This is a genomic window from Novosphingobium sp. BAM6 (assembly GCF_057784955.1).
Genome location: NZ_JBYNTR010000002.1, coordinates 307,647 through 328,857, shown reverse-complemented (window position 1 = coordinate 328,857; position 21,211 = coordinate 307,647). Strand labels below are relative to the sequence as shown.

General features: G+C 61.0%; 15 protein-coding genes. 7 read left to right on the top strand and 8 right to left on the bottom strand.

The window, feature by feature from the left end; all coding sequences use genetic code 11:
* Nucleotides 1-43: 43 nt before the first annotated feature.
* Genes AC3EC3_RS10185 through AC3EC3_RS10165 form a run of 5 tightly spaced genes read left to right on the top strand, consistent with a single transcriptional unit; the run spans nt 44 to nt 4,350 of the window.
* On the top strand, nt 44-1,375 hold the full coding sequence (locus AC3EC3_RS10185; RefSeq protein ID WP_488489504.1) for a DUF58 domain-containing protein: 1,332 nt from the start codon (nt 44-46) through the stop codon (nt 1,373-1,375).
* The gene (locus tag AC3EC3_RS10180) at nt 1,372-2,403 is read left to right on the top strand and encodes a stage II sporulation protein M (RefSeq protein WP_488489503.1); all 1,032 of its coding nucleotides are present in this window, start codon (nt 1,372-1,374) and stop codon (nt 2,401-2,403) included. The genes AC3EC3_RS10185 and AC3EC3_RS10180 overlap by 4 nt, the downstream gene beginning before the upstream one ends.
* Nucleotides 2,403-3,365: an RDD family protein gene (locus AC3EC3_RS10175; RefSeq protein WP_488489502.1), complete on the top strand. Its 963-nt coding sequence runs from the start codon at nt 2,403-2,405 to the stop codon at nt 3,363-3,365. Before AC3EC3_RS10180 ends, AC3EC3_RS10175 begins: the two co-directional genes overlap by 1 nt.
* A complete protein-coding gene (locus tag AC3EC3_RS10170) occupies nt 3,362-3,832 on the top strand; it encodes a GNAT family N-acetyltransferase (protein WP_488489501.1) in 471 nt (156 codons plus the stop codon). The genes AC3EC3_RS10175 and AC3EC3_RS10170 overlap by 4 nt, the downstream gene beginning before the upstream one ends.
* Nucleotides 3,832-4,350: a GNAT family N-acetyltransferase gene (locus AC3EC3_RS10165; RefSeq protein WP_488489500.1), complete on the top strand. Its 519-nt coding sequence runs from the start codon at nt 3,832-3,834 to the stop codon at nt 4,348-4,350. Before AC3EC3_RS10170 ends, AC3EC3_RS10165 begins: the two co-directional genes overlap by 1 nt.
* 517 nt (nt 4,351-4,867) lie before the next feature.
* Here AC3EC3_RS10165 and AC3EC3_RS10160 read toward each other — a convergent pair.
* The 6 genes from AC3EC3_RS10160 to AC3EC3_RS10135 all read right to left on the bottom strand — a co-directional run bounded on the left by AC3EC3_RS10160 (nt 4,868) and on the right by AC3EC3_RS10135 (nt 13,416).
* Nucleotides 4,868-5,704: a hypothetical protein gene (locus AC3EC3_RS10160; RefSeq protein ID WP_488489499.1), complete on the bottom strand. Its 837-nt coding sequence runs from the start codon at nt 5,702-5,704 to the stop codon at nt 4,868-4,870.
* 149 nt (nt 5,705-5,853) lie between these two features.
* Complete coding sequence (locus AC3EC3_RS10155; protein ID WP_488489498.1) at nt 5,854-6,321, bottom strand: hypothetical protein; 468 nt, start codon at nt 6,319-6,321, stop codon at nt 5,854-5,856.
* 461 nt (nt 6,322-6,782) lie between these two features.
* Nucleotides 6,783-8,654, bottom strand: coding sequence for a hypothetical protein (locus tag AC3EC3_RS10150; protein WP_488489497.1), 1,872 nt, complete (start codon nt 8,652-8,654; stop codon nt 6,783-6,785).
* A 28-nt stretch (nt 8,655-8,682) separates the two neighbouring features.
* Nucleotides 8,683-10,671, bottom strand: coding sequence for a P-loop NTPase family protein (locus AC3EC3_RS10145; protein WP_488489496.1), 1,989 nt, complete (start codon nt 10,669-10,671; stop codon nt 8,683-8,685).
* Complete coding sequence (locus AC3EC3_RS10140; protein WP_488489495.1) at nt 10,668-11,366, bottom strand: hypothetical protein; 699 nt, start codon at nt 11,364-11,366, stop codon at nt 10,668-10,670. Before AC3EC3_RS10140 ends, AC3EC3_RS10145 begins: the two co-directional genes overlap by 4 nt.
* A 367-nt stretch (nt 11,367-11,733) precedes the next feature.
* Nucleotides 11,734-13,416: a hypothetical protein gene (locus AC3EC3_RS10135; protein ID WP_488489494.1), complete on the bottom strand. Its 1,683-nt coding sequence runs from the start codon at nt 13,414-13,416 to the stop codon at nt 11,734-11,736.
* Nucleotides 13,417-13,820: 404 nt separating this feature from the next.
* Between AC3EC3_RS10135 and AC3EC3_RS10130 the strand changes: the two genes are divergently transcribed.
* Nucleotides 13,821-14,852, top strand: a complete 1,032-nt coding sequence (locus tag AC3EC3_RS10130; protein ID WP_488489493.1) for an IS110 family RNA-guided transposase — start codon at nt 13,821-13,823, stop codon at nt 14,850-14,852.
* Between the two features lie 271 nt (nt 14,853-15,123).
* On the opposite strand, the gene AC3EC3_RS10125 is transcribed toward AC3EC3_RS10130, so the two are convergent.
* On the bottom strand, nt 15,124-15,609 hold the full coding sequence (locus AC3EC3_RS10125) for a hypothetical protein (protein ID WP_488489492.1): 486 nt from the start codon (nt 15,607-15,609) through the stop codon (nt 15,124-15,126).
* Nucleotides 15,610-16,056: 447 nt separating this feature from the next.
* Entirely contained in the window at nt 16,057-20,031 is a 3,975-nt protein-coding gene (locus AC3EC3_RS10120) for a hypothetical protein (protein ID WP_488489491.1), read from the bottom strand.
* Here AC3EC3_RS10120 and AC3EC3_RS10115 point away from each other — a divergent pair.
* Nucleotides 20,001-21,170: an SH3 domain-containing protein gene (locus AC3EC3_RS10115; protein ID WP_488489490.1), complete on the top strand. Its 1,170-nt coding sequence runs from the start codon at nt 20,001-20,003 to the stop codon at nt 21,168-21,170. The two genes, AC3EC3_RS10120 and AC3EC3_RS10115, sit on opposite strands and share 31 nt — an antisense overlap.
* The last annotated feature ends 41 nt before the right edge of the window (nt 21,171-21,211 follow it).

Sequence of the window (21,211 nt, the reverse complement as noted above, 5' to 3'; positions counted from 1 at the left end):
AAACCGAGCTTCCGTGCCTGCCACGCCTCCCCCTTCTGCGGCGATGCTAGCCGCTTCTGCTGCGATGATCGTGCCGACGACGCGCGCGGTCACGCTGCTGGCCGTCGCCGCGCCGCTGGCGGTGCTGATCGGCGCGCTGGCGCCGGGGGCATGGCTGGCCGCGCCGGTGCTGGGGCTGTGTGTGCTGGGCGCAATTCTTGCCGACGCGCTGATTGCAGGGCGGCTCGCCGATCTGCGGGTGACCGTGCCCGACGATGTCGAGGTTGGCCTGCCCGCCGTGATCGCTGTCCACGCAGAGCTGTCAGGCCGTCGCATCTCGCGCATGGAGGGGACGCTCGGCTGCGACCCACGCCTGGCCGATGGCGGGCGGATGACCTTTCCCCTGCGGCAGCAAGACGGCCTGTGGCGCGGCGAGGCACGTTTCGCCGCGCTGCGTCGTGGCACCGGCAGCATCGACGGCCTGTGGCTGCGCTGGACCGGGCCGCTGGGCCTCGCATCGCGCCAGACACGCGGCGCGATCGCCCGCGCGGTGCGCGTGTGGCCCAATGTCGCCGCAATCCGCTCGCCCGCGTTCCAGACCTATCTGCGCGATGCCCAGTATGGCGTTATCGCCCGCCGCATCCGGGGCGAAGGCGCGCAGTTCGAGGCGCTGGCCGAGTACGAACCGGGCATGGACCGGCGACGGATCGACTGGAAAGCCTCGGCCCGCCATGTCCACCTCTATGCCAAGGAATACGAGACCGAGCGTAACAACCAGATCGTCTTCGCCTTCGACTGCGGGCAGGCGATGTGCGAGCCGGTCCACGGCATGCCCCGGCTCGACCAGGCAATCTCTGCGGCGCTGGCGACATCCTACGTCGCGCTGCGCGGCGGAGATCGGGTGGCGCTGTTCGGCTTCGCCTCACGGCCCGAGGTGTCGAGCCCCTTCGTCACATCCTCTTCTGAATTCCATCGCCTGCAGCGCGCCGCTGCCGGTCTCGAATATCGCAGCGAGGAACCGAATTTCACGCTCGCACTGGCCACGCTCGCCGGGCGGCTTCAGCGCCGGTCGCTGGTGGTGGTATTCTCCGATTTCTCCGATCCCACCGGTGCCGAACTGATGATCGAAAGCGTCGGGCGGCTGGTGAACCACCATGTCGTGCTGTTCGTGTCTCTCGTGGACGAGGAACTGGAGACGATGGCGTCTGCCGAGCCGGAAGACCTCGACACGCTGGCGATGGCCGTCTCGGCAGACACGCTGCTGCGCCAGCGCATGGCCGTTACCCGGCGCTTGCGCCAGATCGGTGTCGACGTGATCGAGGCGCCGTGGGATCGGGTCGGCACCCGGCTGATCGACGCCTATCTTGCCATCAAGCGTTCGGGAGTGATCGGATGACAGATACTCTCATCCGTGACGCCGCGGTCGAACGCGCCGTCCTACGTTCGGACCGCTTCCGACTGGAGCGCGAGGGAGACTGGGCCCGGCTGGAAAAGATCGTCGTGCGGGTCGAAAAGGGGCGCTGGAAGAAGCTCCCCGATGAGGACCTTCTGGCGCTTCCCGGTCTCTACCGCGCGGTCGCCTCCAGCCTTTCGATTGCGCGCGAGACCTCGCTCGATGCGGCCACGCTGGCGTACCTCGAATCGCTGGTGCAACGCGCCTGGTATGTCGTCTATGGCCCGCGCACATCGTTGTGGGAGTGGCTGACAGGTTTCCTCGGCGGCGGCTGGAGCGCGGCTGTGCGTTCGATCTGGAAGGATACCCTGATCGCGCTGGCAGTGATGGTGGCAGGTGTCGCGGTCGGCTGGCTGCTGGTCGCGCACGATCCATCCTGGTTCTATGCGCTGATGCCCGGCGGCGACGGCGAGGTCCGCGTGCCCGGCGCGACGCGTGAGGCGCTGCACGGCTCGCTGTTCGGGCAGTCGAAGGAGAACGGCTTGAGCGTGTTTGCAGCACAGCTGTTCAGCAACAACGCGCAAGTGTCGATCCTTGCCTTTGCCTTCGGTTTTGCCTTCGGCGTGCCCACGCTGCTGCTGCTGGTGCAGAACATGGCGCTGCTGGGTGCCCTGCTGTGGCTCTATCACGGCGCCGGGCTGACGGTTGATTTCATGGGCTGGATCGCGGTCCACGGCACGACCGAGATCTTCGCGATCCTGCTGGCAGGCGCCGCCGGGCTGCACATCGGGCGGGCCATGGCGTTCCCCGGAGAGCGCCCCGTTTTGCAGGCCGCTGCCGAAGCGGGAAGACGTGCCGCGGTGGTGATGGCGGGCGTCGTGCTGATGCTGGTCTGCGCTGCCCTGCTCGAAGGTTTCGCCCGACAGATGGTCGACGAGACGGCGGGGCGCTATGCGATCGGCGGTTTTATGCTGGCACTGTGGACGAGCTACTTCTACCTGTTCCGGCGCGGTTACGGAAGGCAGGCCTGATGCCGCTGCGGCCGCCCTTTCGCCTGCGACGCAAGCCGCGTCAGCCGGCATCTCCAAAGACGCGGGACCGTGTGCTGGTGACGCCGGAGGGTATTTCCCTACCGGTGAAAGTGGCGACCCGCGGCGCGCGGATGGGGGCGCTGGCACTCGACCTGCTGTTCATCGGCCTGATCATGGCGGGCGTCAGTTTTGCCCTGATGTCCTTGATAGGCGGGGCAGGCGTCGCGGCAGACCGGATGAAGGACGGCTCGCTTTTGGGCAAGGCGATGATGCTGATCTTCATCGTCTGGATCGTCTTCATGTTCCTGTTGCGAAACGCCTATTTCCTGTTCTTCGAACTGGGTGCGCGAGGAGCGACACCGGGCAAGCGCATCGCCGGTATCCGCATCGCCGCGCGCGATGGTGGGCGCCTGAGCGCCGAGATGGTAATCGCGCGCAATCTCCTGCGCGATATCGAGCTGTTCCTGCCAGTGCTGCTGGTCGCGTCTGCGGGCGTGGAAAGTGGCGCGGCGTGGCTGGCGGCAACCGGCTGGTTCGCGATCTTCATGCTGTTTCCCTTCTTCAATCGCGATGCCCTGCGCGCGGGAGACGTGGTGGCGGGAACCTGGGTGCTCGAACGCCCGCGCCACCGGCTGCAACCGGTGCTCGGCGGCGCCGTGACAGCGCCATCGGAAGCAGAGGAGGCGCCCGCGCCCGAACGCCGCCGCTACGACTTCACGAGCGCCGAACTGGCGGTCTATGGCGAATTCGAATTGCAGACGCTGGAACGTGTTCTGCGCGAATCTAGGGACAAGGCGCTCGACTCGGTCTATGAGACCATCGCCGGCAAGATTCAGCGTCAGGACGGCTGGGGCGATGAGCGCGCGTTTCTCGAGGATTATTACCTCCAGCTTCGCGCACGGCTGGAAACGGGGATGCGTATGGGGCAACGCAAGGCGGACAAGTATTCGGATATTTCATGATCTTACCTTCCCTGCGCATCGAGCGTGACGATCTGACCGGCGCGCAAATCCTCTCCCTCCTGCAATTCCATCTCGACCAGATGCACCGCTGGTCGCCGCCGGAAAGCGTCCACGCCATGCCCGCCGAAATGCTGCGGGCTGCGGATGTGGACTTTTTCTCAGCCTGGACCGCCGAGGATCTGACAGGCTGCGGGGCGATCCGCATGATCGCGCCGGACCACGCCGAACTGAAATCCATGCGCGTCGATCCGCGCTTCCTCCGGCAAGGGGTGGGAGAAGCTATCCTTCTGCATCTATTGCAAGAGGCCCGCGTGCGCGGCTGCACGCGGGTAAGCCTGGAGACAGGCCGCCCTGCGCCGTTCCATGCCGCCCATGCGCTCTACCGCAAGCATGGCTTTGCCGAATGCCCGCCATTCGGGAACTATCTTCCCGATGACTTTTCTTTCTGCATGACCCGGATTCTGTGATGGACTATCGCGACGCTACCCCTGACGATACCACCGCGCTGGCGGACCTTGGGCGCCGCAGTTTCGTGGCCAAGTTCGGGCACCTCTACAGCCCGGAAAACCTCTCGAACTTCCTTGCAGAGATGTACGACGAGGCGAAGATCGAGCACGAAATCCTGGACCCCGCAACCAAGACCCGCCTCGCCGTCGAGGACAATGTGCTAATGGGCTACTGCAAGGTAAAGCTCGCCTGCGGGTGGCCCGAACATGCCCGCGTCGATCCGTCGCGCGTGGTGGAACTCAAACAGCTCTATACCGACCCCGAGGCGGTCGGCAGGGGCATTGGCGGGCGCCTCATGGAATGGGCCCTCGACCTTGCCCGCTCACGCGAGGCTCGCGAGATGCAGATTTCCGTTTACAGCGAAAATACCGGCGCGCACCGTTTCTACGAACGCTACGGCTGCGAAAAGGTCGCCGATATCTTCTTCATGGTCGGCAGCCATCGCGACGACGAATTTCTCTACGCAGCCATGCTATGAAGGTGGAGCGGTAGCGGGAATATAATTAAGGACAATTAAAACAATAATTTCGGATATTTATTCACGACAGCCATAGATGTGGCCCCCAAACAGGACCTGGGAATTTGCAGATGCAGTTGGACTGCCATGGATAGGGAATCGAGATGATTCGTTCCCTGCAAATGTTCATGCCAAGTCAGCTACTGAGATCATTTGAGAATCGCTATCTCCAATTGCTGGCCTGACTGGGAGGATTTTTGGAACTTTCGTTGGCAGAGCTGGATTACATGCCGATCCGATTGGCTGGGTTTGGGACTTTGCGCTCAGTCCGCTTCGGAGCGTTCCAGATCGGACTGACTCCGCGAATTGATGTCAGCTCCCGCCGACAAAGGCTCCACTCGCCGCGCTCGAGCTGGTCGCTAAAACCTTACATAGGTCGATCTGTCTGAGTGATGCAGCCTACTGGAATTTAGGAACGACTGGCTTGCACGGCTGCTGACGTTGACCGGATACTCCCGAGGTTTTTGCCTGCGTTCCGTCACTTCCGTAGGGGCTGCCGTTTCCAGCCGCGATCGGGCCGTCTGACGGGACGATCCTTACGCGGGTGACTGAGCCTTATCTGGACGATCCGAGCTTCGCGGCGCCGCTTTGCACGGGAGAGGAATATGCGAGAGGTCCGGTCCATCCCGATCAGGTCGATCATATCGGGCCGGGCGATCTCCGTTTCGGGAAGAGCGTCCTCATCGGGAAGGTCGATGTTGAAGACCAGGGCGATGCCATGCATTCGGACAAGCAGACCCGATAGCTCCCCGGCTTCATCGTCAACGATCGGCCCGATCAAAACTGCGCGGCGCCCTATCTGCTCCTCATGCGCTTCCTGCATAAGAGGTAGACTGAGGGTCATGATGCTGCGCGGGTTTGGAGATGACAGCTCGGATACGATCCGCTCCATCGGCGGCTCGAAATCGCGAAACCTATGTTCCGGCGTTATGAACCCGATCCCAGATGCGTACAGGCTGGCCAGCGTCTTCATTGCCCAGAGCTCGAGCCCATCGCCCGACGTCATATGGAACTGGCTTTTCCGCGATAATGAGCGGCGCTGTGCATGCTGCAACGCGGCCTCAACTGCCAGGAAGAAGCGGATCGCATGTGCGTCGAGGGGTGACATCGCGCTGTTGTGGCGCCGGCAGAGAATACGGGCAACGAGGTTGTCGGGCGAATAACGCGCGACCTCTTCCTGCTGCCAAGGCATTCCTCGCACCCGAAGCTCCGGACCGCTGATTAGGCCACGTGAGATATAATGCTCGCGGCTCAACCCGCCGCCGCAGTCTGCCGTCGCTGCCATGTAGCAGCCGCTCTGCGCATGCTTGGTCACGGGCGCAGGCGGCATGAGGCTATCAACAGCCGCGCACGGACGTCCGTCTCTTCCGAGACAGCAGCCGGAAAACTGCGCTCCGCTCCCGCATGGGCAGGGGTCTTCAGCTTTCCAGGGAAACCCGAAGCCGTTCTCAGGAGGCCTCCCCATCAGTAATAACCAGTGTAATCGGCTTCGAGGCCACCGAGCGCGACCAGTTCGCCAAGCACCGTCACCGACAATGGAAGCAGGAGTCGCATTCTGTCGGGATCGTCCCAATAGGCACTGCCCTGCTTACCGCCGTGAAACAGATTATTGCGTACCGTTTTGAGCAGGACAGTGACGCGCTCAAGCTGGGGCGCCGCCTCAGCGAATACGACTTCTGCGAACGTAAGGCTGTGCTCGCCAATGACCTGCTTCAGCGGATTTGCCGCGACAAGCTGCCGGGCCGCATTCGACGGAGAATAGTCCCCGGCGCAGGCCAGAACGAAGCCCTGCCAGTCCGGGCGGGCGGGAGCCCCGACAGCTTTGGACTGAAGCCAGCCATTCTCTTTGAGCGCCGACTCGAACCGCGAGAACCAAAAGAAGAATTCGAAAACGAGCGGCCGCAGATCCTCTTTGATTTCATCGTGTCGCATGGTTCCTCCAGCCCTGTCTGTTGCTCCGGTCTGCGAGCGGTAAGGGAAGACGTTGACGGACTTCTGTCGGACTGCGCAAGTCCGCATGATGAAGCTGGACACCCGCAAAAACCCCCGTGCCGGAGTTGAGATGATCACCGGACGGCAATTTGAGCCCGGTCTGTTCACCATGCGATTCTGCTCTGTTCACGTGGATCGGAGTTTGAGCGGCAGACCATCGAGGTTTTTGCGGGTCTCCAGCTTCTAAATGAGGCAACCGCGCTCGACGCGATCCGCACCCTTCTTGCGGTAGCTGATCCGGATCCTGCAATCTCCCGATTGCGTTTGCGAGAACCCGACGTTCGAGCGCGGGATTTTCTTGCCGTCTTGCCCGCGACAATCTGGCCGATTGACGGCAGGCAGCTTCCGGGAACCTGACCTGGGACAGCGCTCGTTCGCGCGTGCCTTCGGCGAACGGCGTGCTAGCGAAGTTCGTGTGGCGTCTTTCGCTTCCCTTGAATCCGCGCCGTGATCACATGATATTCGACATGGGAGCCGGTGGGCGTCTTGCGCTCGACGCTAATCTGCTCGGAAATATGAGGCTGATGCCCCGCCCGATCGGTGAGGTCGAGGACGAGTAGGAAGCCGAAACGGACACCGGTCGTCAGATAGCCGCTCGCTTGTCCTGCATATCGCTGTGCCAGCGTCTTGTTGTCGGGAACATTGTCGTCTTTCTTGACCTCTACGATCGTCGTGAGGCCGCGAAATGCAATAGCGATGTCAGATCGCCCGCCACCCATGTCGCGGGCTTCCGCCTGCATGGACGGAGTGTCAGTCGATGATAGGAATTTGAGGAAATCAAGCTGGAGATCGTGCTCGACCGGTAGATTGCTACCGCGGCGAAAGACATATTCGCTGGATGGGTCGGTCGCGGTGCCGACCTTGGCGCGGAACTCCAGGAAACGCGTAATCAGTGTACACATCGTCTCTAGCAACACTTTTGCGTTGCTGCGGTCGATGTCTGCGCATCCGGACAGGTCGCTCATCAGTCTCTGCCATATCGGCGCCACCTGCTGGTTGCGGTCGATCCCAGTTTCGATCTGCGCCGCCGTCATCATGGCGGTCGCTGCGTCGACTCCGGACTTCATCAGCATATCGGCGATGCGGACCTCCGCCGCTTCATCAAAAGGGCGACGATGAATCCCATCGACGACAGACTGACGCACCGTATGCCGTATCTGAGCCACCGACGCCGCGAGAGGGCTATCGGCATTTTCCGCTAGCCACTGGTCGATCGCTTCGAGGTAGAAGCTTCGACGCCGCAACGCGGTAACAAGGGCGTTGCGAGCCAAGAGGTTCATACCACCGGAATCCGACCGTCCAAATATGCGCTCACCGACGAAGAAGATTGCCAGGAGCTCCTCCTCGATCACGAGATTGGCATGAAGCCAAATGTCCTTCGTGAAGGTCCGGCCCAGTGATGCCAATTTTGAAGCCATCGACAGCCAATGGAATCGCTCCTGCGGATCCCCCCTGAGCCACGATGTCGCGCCATGCGATGCCGCGGCATAAGCGGAGTACTCGAAGGCATATCGGCGCAACTCGGGCAATCGCTGATCCAGCGCATCGTTCAAGCCGGTGGCCTGCGTCGCCAACAGAACAGATGCACAGGCTTCATAGAGTTGGGCATCCGGCCGATTTTCGCTGGACGCCAGTGAGCGTCCGAACCACTCCTGCGCGCAGGCCAGAGCCGACGACACGCCGGCTTCGGTTTGAGCCATCAAACTTTTCCGAAGCTGGTCTAGGCCCAATTCTAGCGCCGCCTCATCAGCCGAGGCATCAACCTCCGCTAGGGCAAGAAGGACCGCCCTGAAATCGTCGTCTGGATATCGCCGCAGGATAACGCCAGTGACTTTAGCAACATGGCGTAGATAAGTACCGTCATCCTGCGGGTCTACTTCGAGGACATAAGCCTGCAAACGTCGGATCAGGTTGGGGCTGGTCTGTACCGCGAGAAGGCCGCCGCGCAGCGCATGGCAACGCATCCATCGATGCTGCGACCGGGCCTCGAAGCGCGGTCGCAGCACACCCCATATCCGTTCGCCCAATGCCGAAGGAATGGCCGCAAGGCTCTCCAGACCGTCAATCATCTCGGCCAACGACGTGGCATCGTCTTCGTGCTCAAGCAGGCGAACGAGCGCGGTCTGGACGGATGTTGCGTCTGCCCATCGCGCAAGCCAAAGGAAAGCATCGGCGCGCGCTACGTTGTCGAGCAGTCCATCTACCGCCTGTAGCAAGGCCGATTCTGACGCGGCTCCCGGATCGAGAATCCGATCTCCAAGTGGAGTGCCCAAGATGAAGATATCGTCGACGGGCGATGGCTCAGAAGAGATATGCCTCTCCTTTAGCGTGCAACCGGTGCGTGTCGGGCACCACGGCTTCCACTGCCCTGCGCGCGATTGTGCCTATGATGATCTGAATGCCACCGATGTTTCGCGCCGCCGCCGCAACACTATCGAGCATCTGCTCGAAATCTTTGCTCACCACCTCTTCTGAAGCTGGTGAATCGATGATCATCAGACCGGGATGGCGCCCATGCCCGCGACGCTTGGCAACCTCGACGGCGGCCAACGCGATCGCGATCTTGATGCGCAGCTTCTCGCCCATGGTTAGGCCGGTGAAGAACGTATCGGCGCCACCCTGGCGAACCTTCAGCCTGCCGCCATTGTCGAGGTGCATGCTCGTCAGATGAGAAACGCCGAACTTTGTCGCGAGGCTCATGACGGCGCCGGTGATCTCCCCCAGAATGTCCTCCTGCATGGCGGTCATCAATGCTCTACTGATCTCGCTAGCAGCGCGGAGGATTTGAAGCTCGGCTTGCACTTCCCCATCTTCGGCTGAGGGCAGTTCCAACGAGATGAGCAGCTCCTGCAACTGTTTGGCCTGTGCTTCCAGCTCGATCACCCGGTTGTCGGGATCGATCGGCAAGGCCGACAGCTTGTCCTGCACCCGACGTGCTTCAGCCATGTTGAGACGAAGCCTTTCGCTCTTTGCGAGTGCATCGGTTTCGGATAGCTTCTGCCTAGCTTTCGCCAACTCGACGGATCGCTTGAGCTCGGCGACCAAATCTGTCGCATCGGTGATGCGGTCATCGTCTGCTTCGGCGCCGTCGGCGGCAAGCGCGCTCTTGCATAATGCGCAGCTGGCGTCCGACGACGGCTCCGCCGTCGCTTCAATCTCGAAGCGGCCCTCGCAGGCAGGGCAGCAAGACGGGCTCAATTGCCGAAATGAATATCCTGCGGATCGCTCTTCCTCGAGGAGCTTAAGCCGCCGCCTGGCGGTTTCGAAGCTCTCTGATATGGCGCCGAGGCTAAAATGATCCGCCTCCATGACGTTATTGGCGTCACGGGCCTGTCTGCGATCCGAAGCAATAGTCTCGTCAAGCCGCGCGAGTTGCAGCCTGAGGGCGCTTCGATTGTCGGGACCGCGCGACTTTTTGGCTTCCGCGAGCTGTTCTTCCACCTCGAGCAGCCTAGTTTTGAGAACCGTGGCCGTTCCAGCCTGGTTCGGGCGATTAGCAATCCCCTGCTCGATCTGTTTTTGCGCTGTCAGCGCTGCGCTGTATGTCGATACCCAAGGGAGCCCGATGAAGAGTTGGAGAAGACGCAGCGGAATGCCGTCGATCGGTAGATCGCCGAACAGCGCCTTCGGCTCGACCGAACTGGACAGATAGAAGGCAGACGATATCAGCGGCCAGCCATGCGGATGGCCACCGGTATTCTTATTATGGGCATAGATGACGGGGAAATCGAGTTCCTCCATCATCAACTGTTCGGTTTGCGCCTTCAAGCCCTCTGCAGCGTCACCGCTGTAAAGAGTCACCCACAGACACCCGTCATCGCTGCGGCTAAGGCGAGCACGGCCCTGTGCGGCCTTCTCCTCGCCAGCGTCTTTCTCGAGCTCCAAGCGGTGGAGCACGTTATCTATACGAAACCGAACCTCAAGCGCGTTCAGCCATTTCCAGATATCGGATTTGATCCGGCCAGGAAAATCACCGCGGATCGCGGCGTTCAGGATATTCAGGATTGACGATTTGCCGCGGAGATTCCGCTCCGACATCACTGCGTAGACACCAGCATCAAGATCCAGCCATGACAGGCTGAATGGTCCGGCGGGGGTCGATTCCGAGCGTATCCCGCTGAACACTATGCTTTCAAAGCGTAGGCTCTTCGAGCGCGGTGGGGTGGCCTGCGCGCGGATGCCGTATTTGAGTAGAACACGACGAACGTCGGCGATATCGAGGTTGCACTGATCGGCAATCGCCTTAACCCAGCCAGGCTCGGTCATTTCAACGGCAGCTGTCTTTTTCATGCGTTCGCCTCATCGATCCTGGCGAGCCGCCTTTGGACCTGCGAACTGATACTCGCGATGATGTCGCCGTGCATCGTGTTTCCATATTCGGGATGTTCATATTGCCACTCTTTGAGTGCGGAACCGCTCTTTCCGTGCGCAACGCGCATGACCAGTGCCAATCGATCCCGATACCAAGCCAATTCAGGATGCTCTCGCACGGTATTCTCGAGAAATGCAAAAGCCTTGCCGGAAATTAGATACTCATATCGCCTGACTTTCCCGTCGCCATCGGATAACTGCATCGGCCTAACCAACCCGTAATAACTCAGCATCGACAGCGCATCGTCAACGTTTTGATAGGCGCCGTGCCGCCACCTAATCATACGCACCAACCGAACGGATGGTTCGTCATTGAGAAATATTTGCCGAACTGCTTCCAGCAACTCCTGGTCGCTGGTTTGATCGTAGAGATCGAGTAGGGCATCGGCGAGATAGTCCGGATACCGAACGAGAAAATCCATGGCCATCAGGCGCTTCTCGGCCTTGAAAATGCCGACCGCGCCCTCCTTAGGATCTTCGGTTGGCTCGCTACCTTGGGTGAGGATGAACAGGAGCCTAAGCGCGTCGCGATAGCGCGAACCAGGCTCACGCTGGCCGATTGATGTAACGGCAGTGTCCCCCCCGCCTCCACGATCTTCGCCCCCTAGCTCCATATCAGCACCTCGTCTTTCGCTGTACAATGCCCAGTGCAGCCGGGGTAGGCAAGGTCATCCGCCCATTCGGCACATGCAACCGTGCGACGCCTGGCCGGCGGGGCGGGGGGGGGAGGAGGGGGGGGCTTAGGCTGCCTTCAGGTGCACTGCCGCCACCCTTGGATGGCCGGAATTAGGGCGTCTAGCTAGTTCCCCTTAGCCTGCAGGATCGACTGCTTCGGGCAGCTACCAAGTTCAAAGCTTCCGATCAGCGGTCGGGTGTGGTCGCGAGCTACCGGGATAGCTGCCGGTCCGCATCTGGGGAGTGAAATTGTAGCGCTGAGTGACCGGGAAGGGTCGGCCTCATCCCCTCTGAAGGCTAAGGAGATTAGATCGTTTCCCCGGCTGCTCTGCGACGCCATACATCGACGACCGCATCGTTATATCTCAATTGCGGAGTAAAGATTTTTTTGCCAAATAGTATCATCTTACCACTGCTCCAGTGCCACTTACTTTGTTTCATAATTTCCGCGGTAATAGTCCTGATCTCGTTGGTCAGGTCAGCGGCGATGTTGGCGCGACGCTTCCGCATAGATTGCAGCGCCAGCCGTACGAGCGGTAGTGTCGCTGGCGTGATTGGAGAGGAAGGGCTCCATAATTCGCATGCCCCAAGGCAGGCACGAGCCATGACTACATAGTGAAATTTCGCTTCTGCTAAACGCAGGTTCGTGCCGCTCTCTACTATCTGCAGTTTTTCCTGTTTGGTGAGGTTTTGGAAGCGTACAAGCTGGCTGACGCCTTCGCGAACGCGCCCGGCAAGACGTTCTGTTGCTCGCGACCCTTGGGGAGGAAGCGGACCTTTGACTTCTATAATAACGACGTCCCCTGAAGAGGGATCGACAATCATGAGATCTATTTCTCCACGGCGATCATATTTCACAGACGTCGCGTATTTTGTATTTGGAAACGCTGTCAGTTCATTTAAAACTGCGTCGACCAATGTTGGTTCCAGTGTGCTTGACACTAGATTGTCGAATTTCTTTTTATCAATTCTCATGAGATCTTGGATGGCGTTCCGCGGCTGAACAAAGCGGAAAACGAGGTCCGGGGAGAAGCAAAGTTGTGCACCGATGCGTACGAAGGGTGGCGTGTATCCTTCACCGCCACGGAGTTTCTTAGCTGTCGCATCAAACGTGAAAGTGTCCACAAACGTCTCAACATCGCCCTGATTCCCACCCGCGAGTTGCAACAGCCAGCTCACAATCTCAGCTTCCGGCCTGCTGATTGAAACTTGCTCAAGAGTTTCATCAGACGGATCACCATCTGCATCTGCTGTATTCATATATGTCGTTAGGGCAAGTTCTTGGCAAACTTCTGCCAACGCGAAAGTCGCGGCTTGAATTTCACGAAATCGAGGGCCTGAGAAACCAAATATAGTGGTCATTGCTGCATCAGAGACGACAGGGTCTTCCCGAATGTTGGAATGATATTTCGCTAGGCGATTAGCCGCTTCGGCTATTACGGAAGTCCAGTCTGTCGGAGTTCGTTGGGCAATTGCTTTGACTGCAGAACTAATGTTCTGCGGGATACGATTTGCAATATGTGGCATTGCAAGGGCGCTAATAAGAATGTCGGCGGCATCTTCCCTTGCAGATTCTTTGGAATGGTGTTGAATGCGAAATCCGCCCTGGATCCGACATACCGACAATCGATCCCGCCTTACGTCGGGTAGTACCTCTGAGAAGTGGGCATAGGCGTCGAGCGCACCTGCGCCGAGAGCCCCGGGGTCAGTTTGGCGAAACAGCGCGTCGGCGTTGGCTGACCTCATCGTTTCACCGTCCGAAGATCGTTTGGCAATCCAGTTAAGGATATAGCTCAGCCTATACGTGGTTGCTTCTGCGCTTCGCCTTGCGGATGGGTCACGTGCGCCAAGGATGTAATACAGGACAAAGATCAAAAAATGATAGTGCGCCCAAATAGCCCGGGCGGGCACTGCCGCGATTGAAATTGACGCAATCAGTTTGTCTGCGGCGGTTTCGAAATCAAAGAGGGCTTTTTTCGGGTCTGTCATAACGTCAGTTCGTTAGCGCAAACGGCAGGCTTGCACATCCCATTGGACAGACAATTTCTGGTTTTTCTGCAATGCGTTGGTTATTCAAGTCCTGCCTACGCGGCTATCGAACTGCCTTTATTTTCGGAAAGGCTTATGACGTTGAGCAGTCCGCTAAGCGGACCGCCCGGTTATGGGCGTTCGATATCGTCGGCTAAACGGCCGAAAAGGGTCGGCTCCGGAATCGGCCGAGACGCGCCCTAGTCGGCCGTTCGAGGGCTGATTTCACGTTCCCGACTCCTGCCGGTCCGGTGTCCTCTGCCTGGAAGGTACGTCAGCGACGAAGATGGGTGATGGGGTGGACGCCCCCCGGCGGCATTGATGTGCCATAGTGGAGGTGTTGAACACCACTTGAGGAGGCATCCGTGTCGGAAGTTACCACAATCGGTTTGGATATCGCCAAGAATGTTTTCCACGCGCATGGCCCGGATGCGAGTGGGCGAGCGTTGTTCAGTTGCAAAATCAGCCGCACCAAGCTGCTGGAATTCTTTGCCCGGCAGCCGCGATGCACGGTAGCGCTCGAGGCCTGCGGAGGCGCGCATCACTGGGGCCGCGAACTCACGGGGCTGGGGCATGACGTGAAGCTGATCCCGCCAGCGTACGTAAAGCCGTTCGTGAAGCGGCATAAAAATGATGCGGTAGATGCCGAGGCGATCTGCGAGGCGGCACAGCGACCGAACATGCGCTTCGTGGCGATCAAAAGCGAAGAGCAGCAGGCATCCGGGCTGGTGTTCCGGACCCGCGATCTGTTGGTGCGTCAGCGTACGCAACTGATCAATGCGATCCGGGGGCACCTCACTGAGTGTGGCTGGGTGGCGCCAAAGGGGCCGTCGTACGTTGCGATGCTTGGTGACCTGCTCGAAGACGAGATTGGCGCTTCGCTTCCTGAGGCAGCTAAGGCGATGTTTCGTACTATGCTGGATCTTTTGGAGGAACTGAACGACAGGATCGGTGATCTGGACAAGGAGATCGCCAGGCGGGCACGCGAGGATGCAATTGCCAGGCGGCTCATGACGATACCCGGGGTCGGGCCGATTACGGCCACGGCCATTGCCGCACTGGCGCCGCCGGCCGAGACCTTCGCCAAGGGCCGGGATTTTGCCGCATGGCTCGGCTTGGCGCCACGGCAGTTGTCGACAGGAGGCAAACAGAAGCTGGGCTCGATCACGAAGATGGGCGAGCGAACGCTTCGACGACTGCTCATCATAGGCAGTAGTGCTGTCGTGCTGCATGCTAGCAAACGAGGTGCGCCTGCAGGATCATGGCTCGAACAGATGCTGGCCAGGAAGCCGCGCATGTTGGTGACCGTTGCGCTTGCCAACAAGACTGCGCGGATCATTTGGGCGTTGCTCATGAAAGAAGAAGATTACACAGCTCCGGTCGCAGCTGCGGCGTAAGCCAAAGCGGACCAGAGGTCGTCGGAGGACGTAGTCGGTCGAAGGAGGGTATGGCACAACAGTCGGCGAGACGGGGCTGGAAAAACCAGGGCTTCCCACCGTGCCGCGAGCACGCTTAGGGTGATATGGTTCCAGTCCGCGAACTCCCATACGGGCCCGCAGCCTCTGGTGCTGCATCAGAGGCCGGACAGATAGCAGCATCCGACTACGTGCCTGATCTCCTAAATACCGCTTGCGTTCGTGAGGGCGTCCACAGATGGGAAGCGGTCGTTCAGTCGCTACCGCCATCAATAAGCACCGCCGCTTCTAAAAACGCTTTGGGGTCTCGCACGAAACGAGTGGCGGGCGACTGTAATATCGCTCGCACGACGGCTTCGGTCGTAGGCTGGACGATAGCACCTTCGCGGCTCGCAAAAACGCATCCAAGGTTTCGAGCAATGGAGCAAATGCGGCTGACCAATGAGATGGATAAGTCACCAGCGTTTATCCGAAATTGTACAAATTCGATGCGGCCATCGTCGAAGTAGACCTGTACATCCTCCGTCTTTTCATCGCCCCAAATACGGAGGCTTTCACTCCATGATTTCTTTTCGGGGAACAGGGCATCGAGCCAACCTAACAATCTCGGCGTATCACCGTCCGGCATCTCTATTTTGATGGCATCGAGTTGGTCGCGGCTTAGCCGGATCGCTGCGACTCCCTCAACACACGCGGCCGATTCAGGAATGAGATCGAGAGTGAACTGCCAGAGCGCCATGATAGCAGATTACCGCCCCGGCCAATGTCCGCAACGGGGCGTTTGCCGACCGGCAGAAAATCTCTCTGGTCGATGATGCGTCCCACCGAAGGCGACGGGAAGCTATCTGCCCCTTTCAACCGGTAAGCCGCCATTCCGCAATCGGCCCAATCTTGGGCGTCTAGGATGGGTTAGCGGACGGGCCGCACCTGGGGGTTGAAATTCGACGGCTGAACGACCGACAAGGGTCGGTTTCGTCGGAAGCGAACACCGCGTTGTGGGACAATCCTGCCGTTCCAGAGCGATAGTTCGAACGGCAGCTTTCGCCAAGAACGGGCATTCAGCGGTTGCGCGGCCGGCATCGCAGGTCGACAGAAGATAGGCCGGTTGGGGACTGGCAGCTTCTACACACCAAATTACGAACGAACGCGCCCGGGATCTCTCCCGTTGATTCTGGATTCGCCGACGTCAGCGCCGACGGGTCTCATCAACGAGCCAGCCCTTCAGGTCGCCGAGCAGGCTGGTCGCCCAACTGCCGAGCATCGGATGCGTGGCCCAAGCTCCCAGTGGCTCTAGGAAACGCCGGAGATGATCTTCGAGCGATCCGCTATACGAACTGGGCAGGATGCGGGCGCGCAGCGCTGCGCGAAAGGGCTTGAGCATCCCGTATAGGTTTGCAAGCTTTTCGGTCGCGGGGTGCCAGTGCCAGCTTTCGCCGTCCTGGCCGAGCATCGGATAGAAGCTCATCGGATAGGCGACGCGGTTGGCGGGATCGTCCGCGACCCAGTCGAGGATGGCGGGCTCGGGCACGTTGAACAGAGCGCCGGCCCCGGTGCGGTCGCCATTGTTGAACGCGAACATCTTGGTCGAGGCGGTGATCATGTTGAGGCGTTCGCGTTCGGCGCGCGTCGCCACGTCGTAGAAGCCGGTGAGAACGGCCCAGACCTCGAGCGGCGCGTGGTCGACGACGATCGGGAGACCGGCGCGCAATGCCTCGGTCGGGCGGCTGTGATAGCCGCCGACCGATCGGCAGGCGCGCTCGATCAGCTGGGCAAAGCCGGTGCCGAAGACACCGTCGATTGCGCCGGAGGCGCCGAGCAGCTTGATAAGTCGGTCGAAGCCATGCTCGGCATGGGAGGGATTGATCGTGCTGCCTTCGGCGATCGCCGGCGACAGCAAGGCGAGCGTGCACAGCGCCGCCAGATCCGGCGCGACCGTCTTCATGCCGTAGGTGACCATGTTGAGGATCTCGATCGCCGCCCAGGCACCGCCGTCCCTAGCGCGGTCGACTAGCGCCTCGATCAGCTCGCCCAGGACCGGCACCGGGACGTTAGCAAGCCCGCGCCCGTAGGAGATGGGCACGACCGAGCCGACATCGACCGTGCCGGCGCGGACCTGTACGGCAATCTCCACGACCCGCGCATCGGTCATGTCGAGCGCGCCGTAGATGTCCATCGGCCGTTCGGAGAGCGTCGCCGAACCTTCGGCGAGCGCGACCAGCGCCTTTTGTTGGTCAGCATCGCCAGCCAGCCGGCGATCGAAGCCGCCGAGCAGCGCGCGGACGAACTGGACGCCGGCCCTCGTGCCACTGGCGTCGAGCGCATTGGTCGCGGCGGCGAAGACCGCGAGAGGGTCCCCGACCTCCTGCGCCAGCGTCTGCGCGAACGGCCAGGGCGCATTAAGCTCTTGGCTGGCGAAGGCCGCGACTGCGCGTTCCAGCTGCGCGGGATTCCGCGCGATGCCTTTGGCGAACGCTTGCGCCGCCCGGCCCGAATATTCATGGTCGTCATCGTCGATGCCATCAGCGGAGTAGCGCTTGTCCGGATTGCGCAGGTCGGCGCCCCAGAAGCGGCTATAGAGCACAGCTAGGTCGACGGGGTCGGTGGGAAGCGTCGCATCGTAGAGCGTGCGCATCGCGCGCGCGCCGTCATCATCCTTGGCGGGCCGGTCGAAATAGAGCCAGTCGCCGATGCCCTTGGTCGCCTGCGCCCAATGACCGCCCGCCTTGACCACGTCGCGGACGAACGCCTCGACGACGTCGAGCAGGTCGAAATCGAGCAGTGTGCGCAAATCGCTGGCGACGATCGCCTCGATCCGCTGCCGGAAATCGGGATTGTCGCGCCAGAGCTCGCGCAGCCGCTCAAGCGCCCAGCGGAAATAGTCGACTGCGATCTCGTGCGTTGCCGGCGACCATTCGGTGCGGAAGTCCTCGCCGGCGATCTGGTCGAAGGCGCCGAAGCGGGTCATATGGGTGGTGAGCATCGCGCCCAGCGCCTCGACCACCGAGCGGTGGATGCGCGAATCCTCCTCTTCGAGCGCCTTTAGCAGGCTGTCGCGCCGGTCTTTGTCATCGGCTTCGGTGCCGGCAAGCGCGACTTGATAGAGCTGGCGCAGCAGCTGCACGACCGGTGAGTTGTCGGCATATTCGGTGACGGCGGTCAGCCGCAGCATCAAGGCGGCGGTCGGGCGGAACGTGCTGCTGCGCACCGCGAGAAGGCGCAGCGCGTCGAGCAGTTCCTGTGAAATGTCGAGTGCCGCCAGATCGTCGAGCGAGGTCCGGATCAGCGCGAAATGCAGCGCGCGCATCATCGTGTCTGGATCGGCATGGACGAATGCGGCGAGATAGGGTGCGGCGTCGGGCCCGAGCAGCGTGGCGTCGTCGCGAAGCCAGCCACGATTGACGACGCGGCGGACCACCTCGGCGAGCGTGTCTGAACGCTCGCGAAACGCGCCCCAGCGCGCGAGCATGGCGTTGCGACGATCGGGCTCGGCATCGGCGAGAAAGGCGGTGATCGTTGAGGGGCGCAGATAGGAGAAGCGCCGAAGGGCCAGATAATTGGCGATCGGCAGCGGCTGCGCGGTCATGCGTCCGTGGCTGCGCTCAACCAGATGCTGCTCGGCGGCGCGGACGAGATGCTCATAGGCAAGCTCGCCCTTCATATGGACGAGCAGCTCGGCCAACTGGTCGAACCTTTCGGGCGTGGCGTCGGGCTCGAGATGGTCGAACAGCGAGAGCAATTCGAGCGCGCGGACCGTCTCCTCGCCGACGCCGGCCGCATTCAGGATCTGCTCGGCGACCTCATTTGTCGATTTGCGGATGCTGGCGGCGCTGCCGAACGCCTTGGCGGCGAGCACAGCGATGCGCGGAAAGCCATCGCACTGAGCCGCGACGAAATCAATCTCGTCGGCGCGCGCCTTGATCGCTTGGGTGAGAATGCCGCGGATCGTGTCGTGATCGGCCTTTAGCGGTCGGATCATCAGGCAGTCCTCAACCTGGTCTTGCCCGTCGGCGCCAAGCGTGATGACGCGCAGTGCACTGTCTTCGGCGCGGGCCAGCTGATTGAGGCGCTTGGCCTCCTCCCATGGGCAGGAATCGATCACCAACACGGCGGCAAGTCCGGCATTCTTGATTTGATTGGCGACGTTCCAGATTTCGCCTGAGACTTCAGGATAATCGCAGAAAATGAAGTTCGCGGCTGTGAGCTCGCGCAGTTCGCCGGTGCTGATGCTGAGCGCCTGATGAAGCGCGCGCGTCTTGCCGATGCCCGATGCGCCCCAGACCCGCGCGACCGCCCCCGGTTCGGAGAGGTGGTCGACCACGCGCGCAGCGAGCTGATCAAAGCCCAGTTCATCGAACGAGTCGGCGCTGAGCGCGAAGCGCCGCGCCTCGCTCGCCACGTATGGCGGCGTGCTGATCTCGGCGCGCTTCCCCCATTGGTCGAGCGTCGCGAAGCCGGAGAGTGCATAGCCAGCCTGACGCTCCTTGACCCAGAGCGCGACCGCCGGATGGCTGGTCGCCCACATGGCCAGCTTGTTACCGTCATAGAGCTGGACCGAGGCGAGCTTGGCGGGATCGCCGCCTGCTTCCCGGATGCCCTTGCGGATCGCCTCGGCGCGATCGTCGGGCTTGGTACCAACGAGCGCGGTCGCGGTCGCGCCGACGTAGGCGCCGCCCGCCGCGAGCATTGCCGCGATCGCGGGGTTGAGAACCTTCTTCTTTTTGCGCTGGGACGCCTTTGTCCAAACTTCCTTGGTCCAGGCGGCATCGCCGCCGTCGCTGGCCTTGCACTGGAAGACGGTGTCGCGGCCCGGGAAATAATCGGTCGAAGCCTTGCCGCCCTGCCACTGTACGGTAGCGTCACGTCCGCCATCGGCGACCGTGATCTGGAGCGGCACATCGACATTTCGCATCGGGATGTCGGATTTGCGGGCCTCGGCATGGACGAGCATGCGCAGAAGCTCGACCAGCTGCAGGCCATCGAGATTCTTGAGCTCGTCGGGATGTACGGTGAACATGCTCTCCTTCTGCCGTCTTCGCTCCGCGCAGGAAAGTGGGAACACACTCTCCTGGTTCTCTGTGGTGAACCAAAACAGCCTCGAAGACCGTCGCTGCTTCTGCCAAAAGCAGCGCCATGACGAACAAATTCCCTTTCGGGGTGACAAGCCCCCTCGATGACATGATGAAGCGCCAGCGCGAGCAGTCGGATCTGATGAAGCGGGCCCTCGGCCCGAGCTTTGTGATTCAAGAACTGACGCGCAAACTTCCGACCGGCCTTGCCGCGATCGAGGCCGCCGAACGCGGTGGCATCCTCAAGGCCGCCGCTTTGATGCGGGGCACGCGCATCGGAGAGGTGATGGCGGCGAGCGAGGCTCTGCGACTGAGCAGACTCTCGGTGCTGAAACCCTATGCGACGCCCAACTGGATGATGGCGCTGCAAAAGACCGGCTTCGCCATCAATCGGGACCCTACCGGCATTCTCGCAAAGCAGCATGCTCTGGTCGGCTCGACGGTCGCCGACTTGGCAAAGCTGGGCGACTTGGTCGGCACAAATCGGTCGCTGATCGGTAAGCTGATGGCTGTCCCGAGCATCGGTTCGCAATTCAGGGCGATGAGCGAGGCACTCAGTCCTCAGCTCGGCATCCTGAAGCTGGCGGCCGACCGCGCGCGCATGATCGACATGATGACCCTCCGCGCGACCGCGGGGGCGGTGGCGTCTAGCAGCGCGGTCGCGATGGCCGAGCAGGTGATCGAGGCGCAGCGGATTGTTGATGCGATCGGCCATACGGACGATCCGACGCAAGCGACCGATCTGGTAGTGGCATTCATCACTTTGATGAGCGCGATGTTCTCGATGTTCGGTGAGAACACCGTGAAGGAACTGCGCAAGCTAGGCGCTCTCGCACTCCTCGGGCTCCTGTTGAATTTCCAGACAATTTACAAGGAGGTCACTCCGCAGGATCTGACCCCGGCGGAACAACAGGCCCATGTCGAGGTGGTCGGTCGCATGAACACGATAGAAGAGAAGCTCGATGAGATACTTGCGGCCGACGACGCCGCGAATCAGGCTTATATCGAGATGCACCCGCGCGGCGAACTGAAGCGCATCGCGCCGATCCGCCGGGACCCGCAAGGTAAGGCACCAATCCTGATGCGCGGAGACGCCGGGATGGAGATAGCGGTCAAGGAAAGCCGCGGCAAATGGCGGCTGGTGATCTACCGTGACCCGCTGACTGAACAGTTGTCAGAAGGCTGGATATTTGCACCGGCGATCGACATGTACGCTGTCCCGGAGGGCGAATGACCTTCACATTCAGCCGCTCGGGCACTTCAATGGGCTGGTAG

Bases quoted from the DNA above. Each gene is read 5' to 3' on its own strand.
- AC3EC3_RS10125 (WP_488489492.1), bottom strand. From the start codon at position 15,609: ATGGCGCTCTGGCAGTTCACTCTCGATCTCATTCCTGAATCGGCCGCG.
- AC3EC3_RS10175 (WP_488489502.1), top strand. From the start codon at position 2,403: ATGCCGCTGCGGCCGCCCTTTCGCCTGCGACGCAAGCCGCGTCAGCCG.
- AC3EC3_RS10155 (WP_488489498.1), bottom strand. From the start codon at position 6,321: ATGCGACACGATGAAATCAAAGAGGATCTGCGGCCGCTCGTTTTCGAA.
- AC3EC3_RS10135 (WP_488489494.1), bottom strand. From the start codon at position 13,416: ATGACAGACCCGAAAAAAGCCCTCTTTGATTTCGAAACCGCCGCAGAC.
- AC3EC3_RS10180 (WP_488489503.1), top strand. From the start codon at position 1,372: ATGACAGATACTCTCATCCGTGACGCCGCGGTCGAACGCGCCGTCCTA.
- AC3EC3_RS10170 (WP_488489501.1), top strand. From the start codon at position 3,362: ATGATCTTACCTTCCCTGCGCATCGAGCGTGACGATCTGACCGGCGCG.
- AC3EC3_RS10145 (WP_488489496.1), bottom strand. From the start codon at position 10,671: ATGAAAAAGACAGCTGCCGTTGAAATGACCGAGCCTGGCTGGGTTAAG.
- AC3EC3_RS10185 (WP_488489504.1), top strand. From the start codon at position 44: ATGCTAGCCGCTTCTGCTGCGATGATCGTGCCGACGACGCGCGCGGTC.
- AC3EC3_RS10140 (WP_488489495.1), bottom strand. From the start codon at position 11,366: ATGGAGCTAGGGGGCGAAGATCGTGGAGGCGGGGGGGACACTGCCGTT.
- AC3EC3_RS10165 (WP_488489500.1), top strand. From the start codon at position 3,832: ATGGACTATCGCGACGCTACCCCTGACGATACCACCGCGCTGGCGGAC.
- AC3EC3_RS10115 (WP_488489490.1), top strand. From the start codon at position 20,001: ATGACGAACAAATTCCCTTTCGGGGTGACAAGCCCCCTCGATGACATG.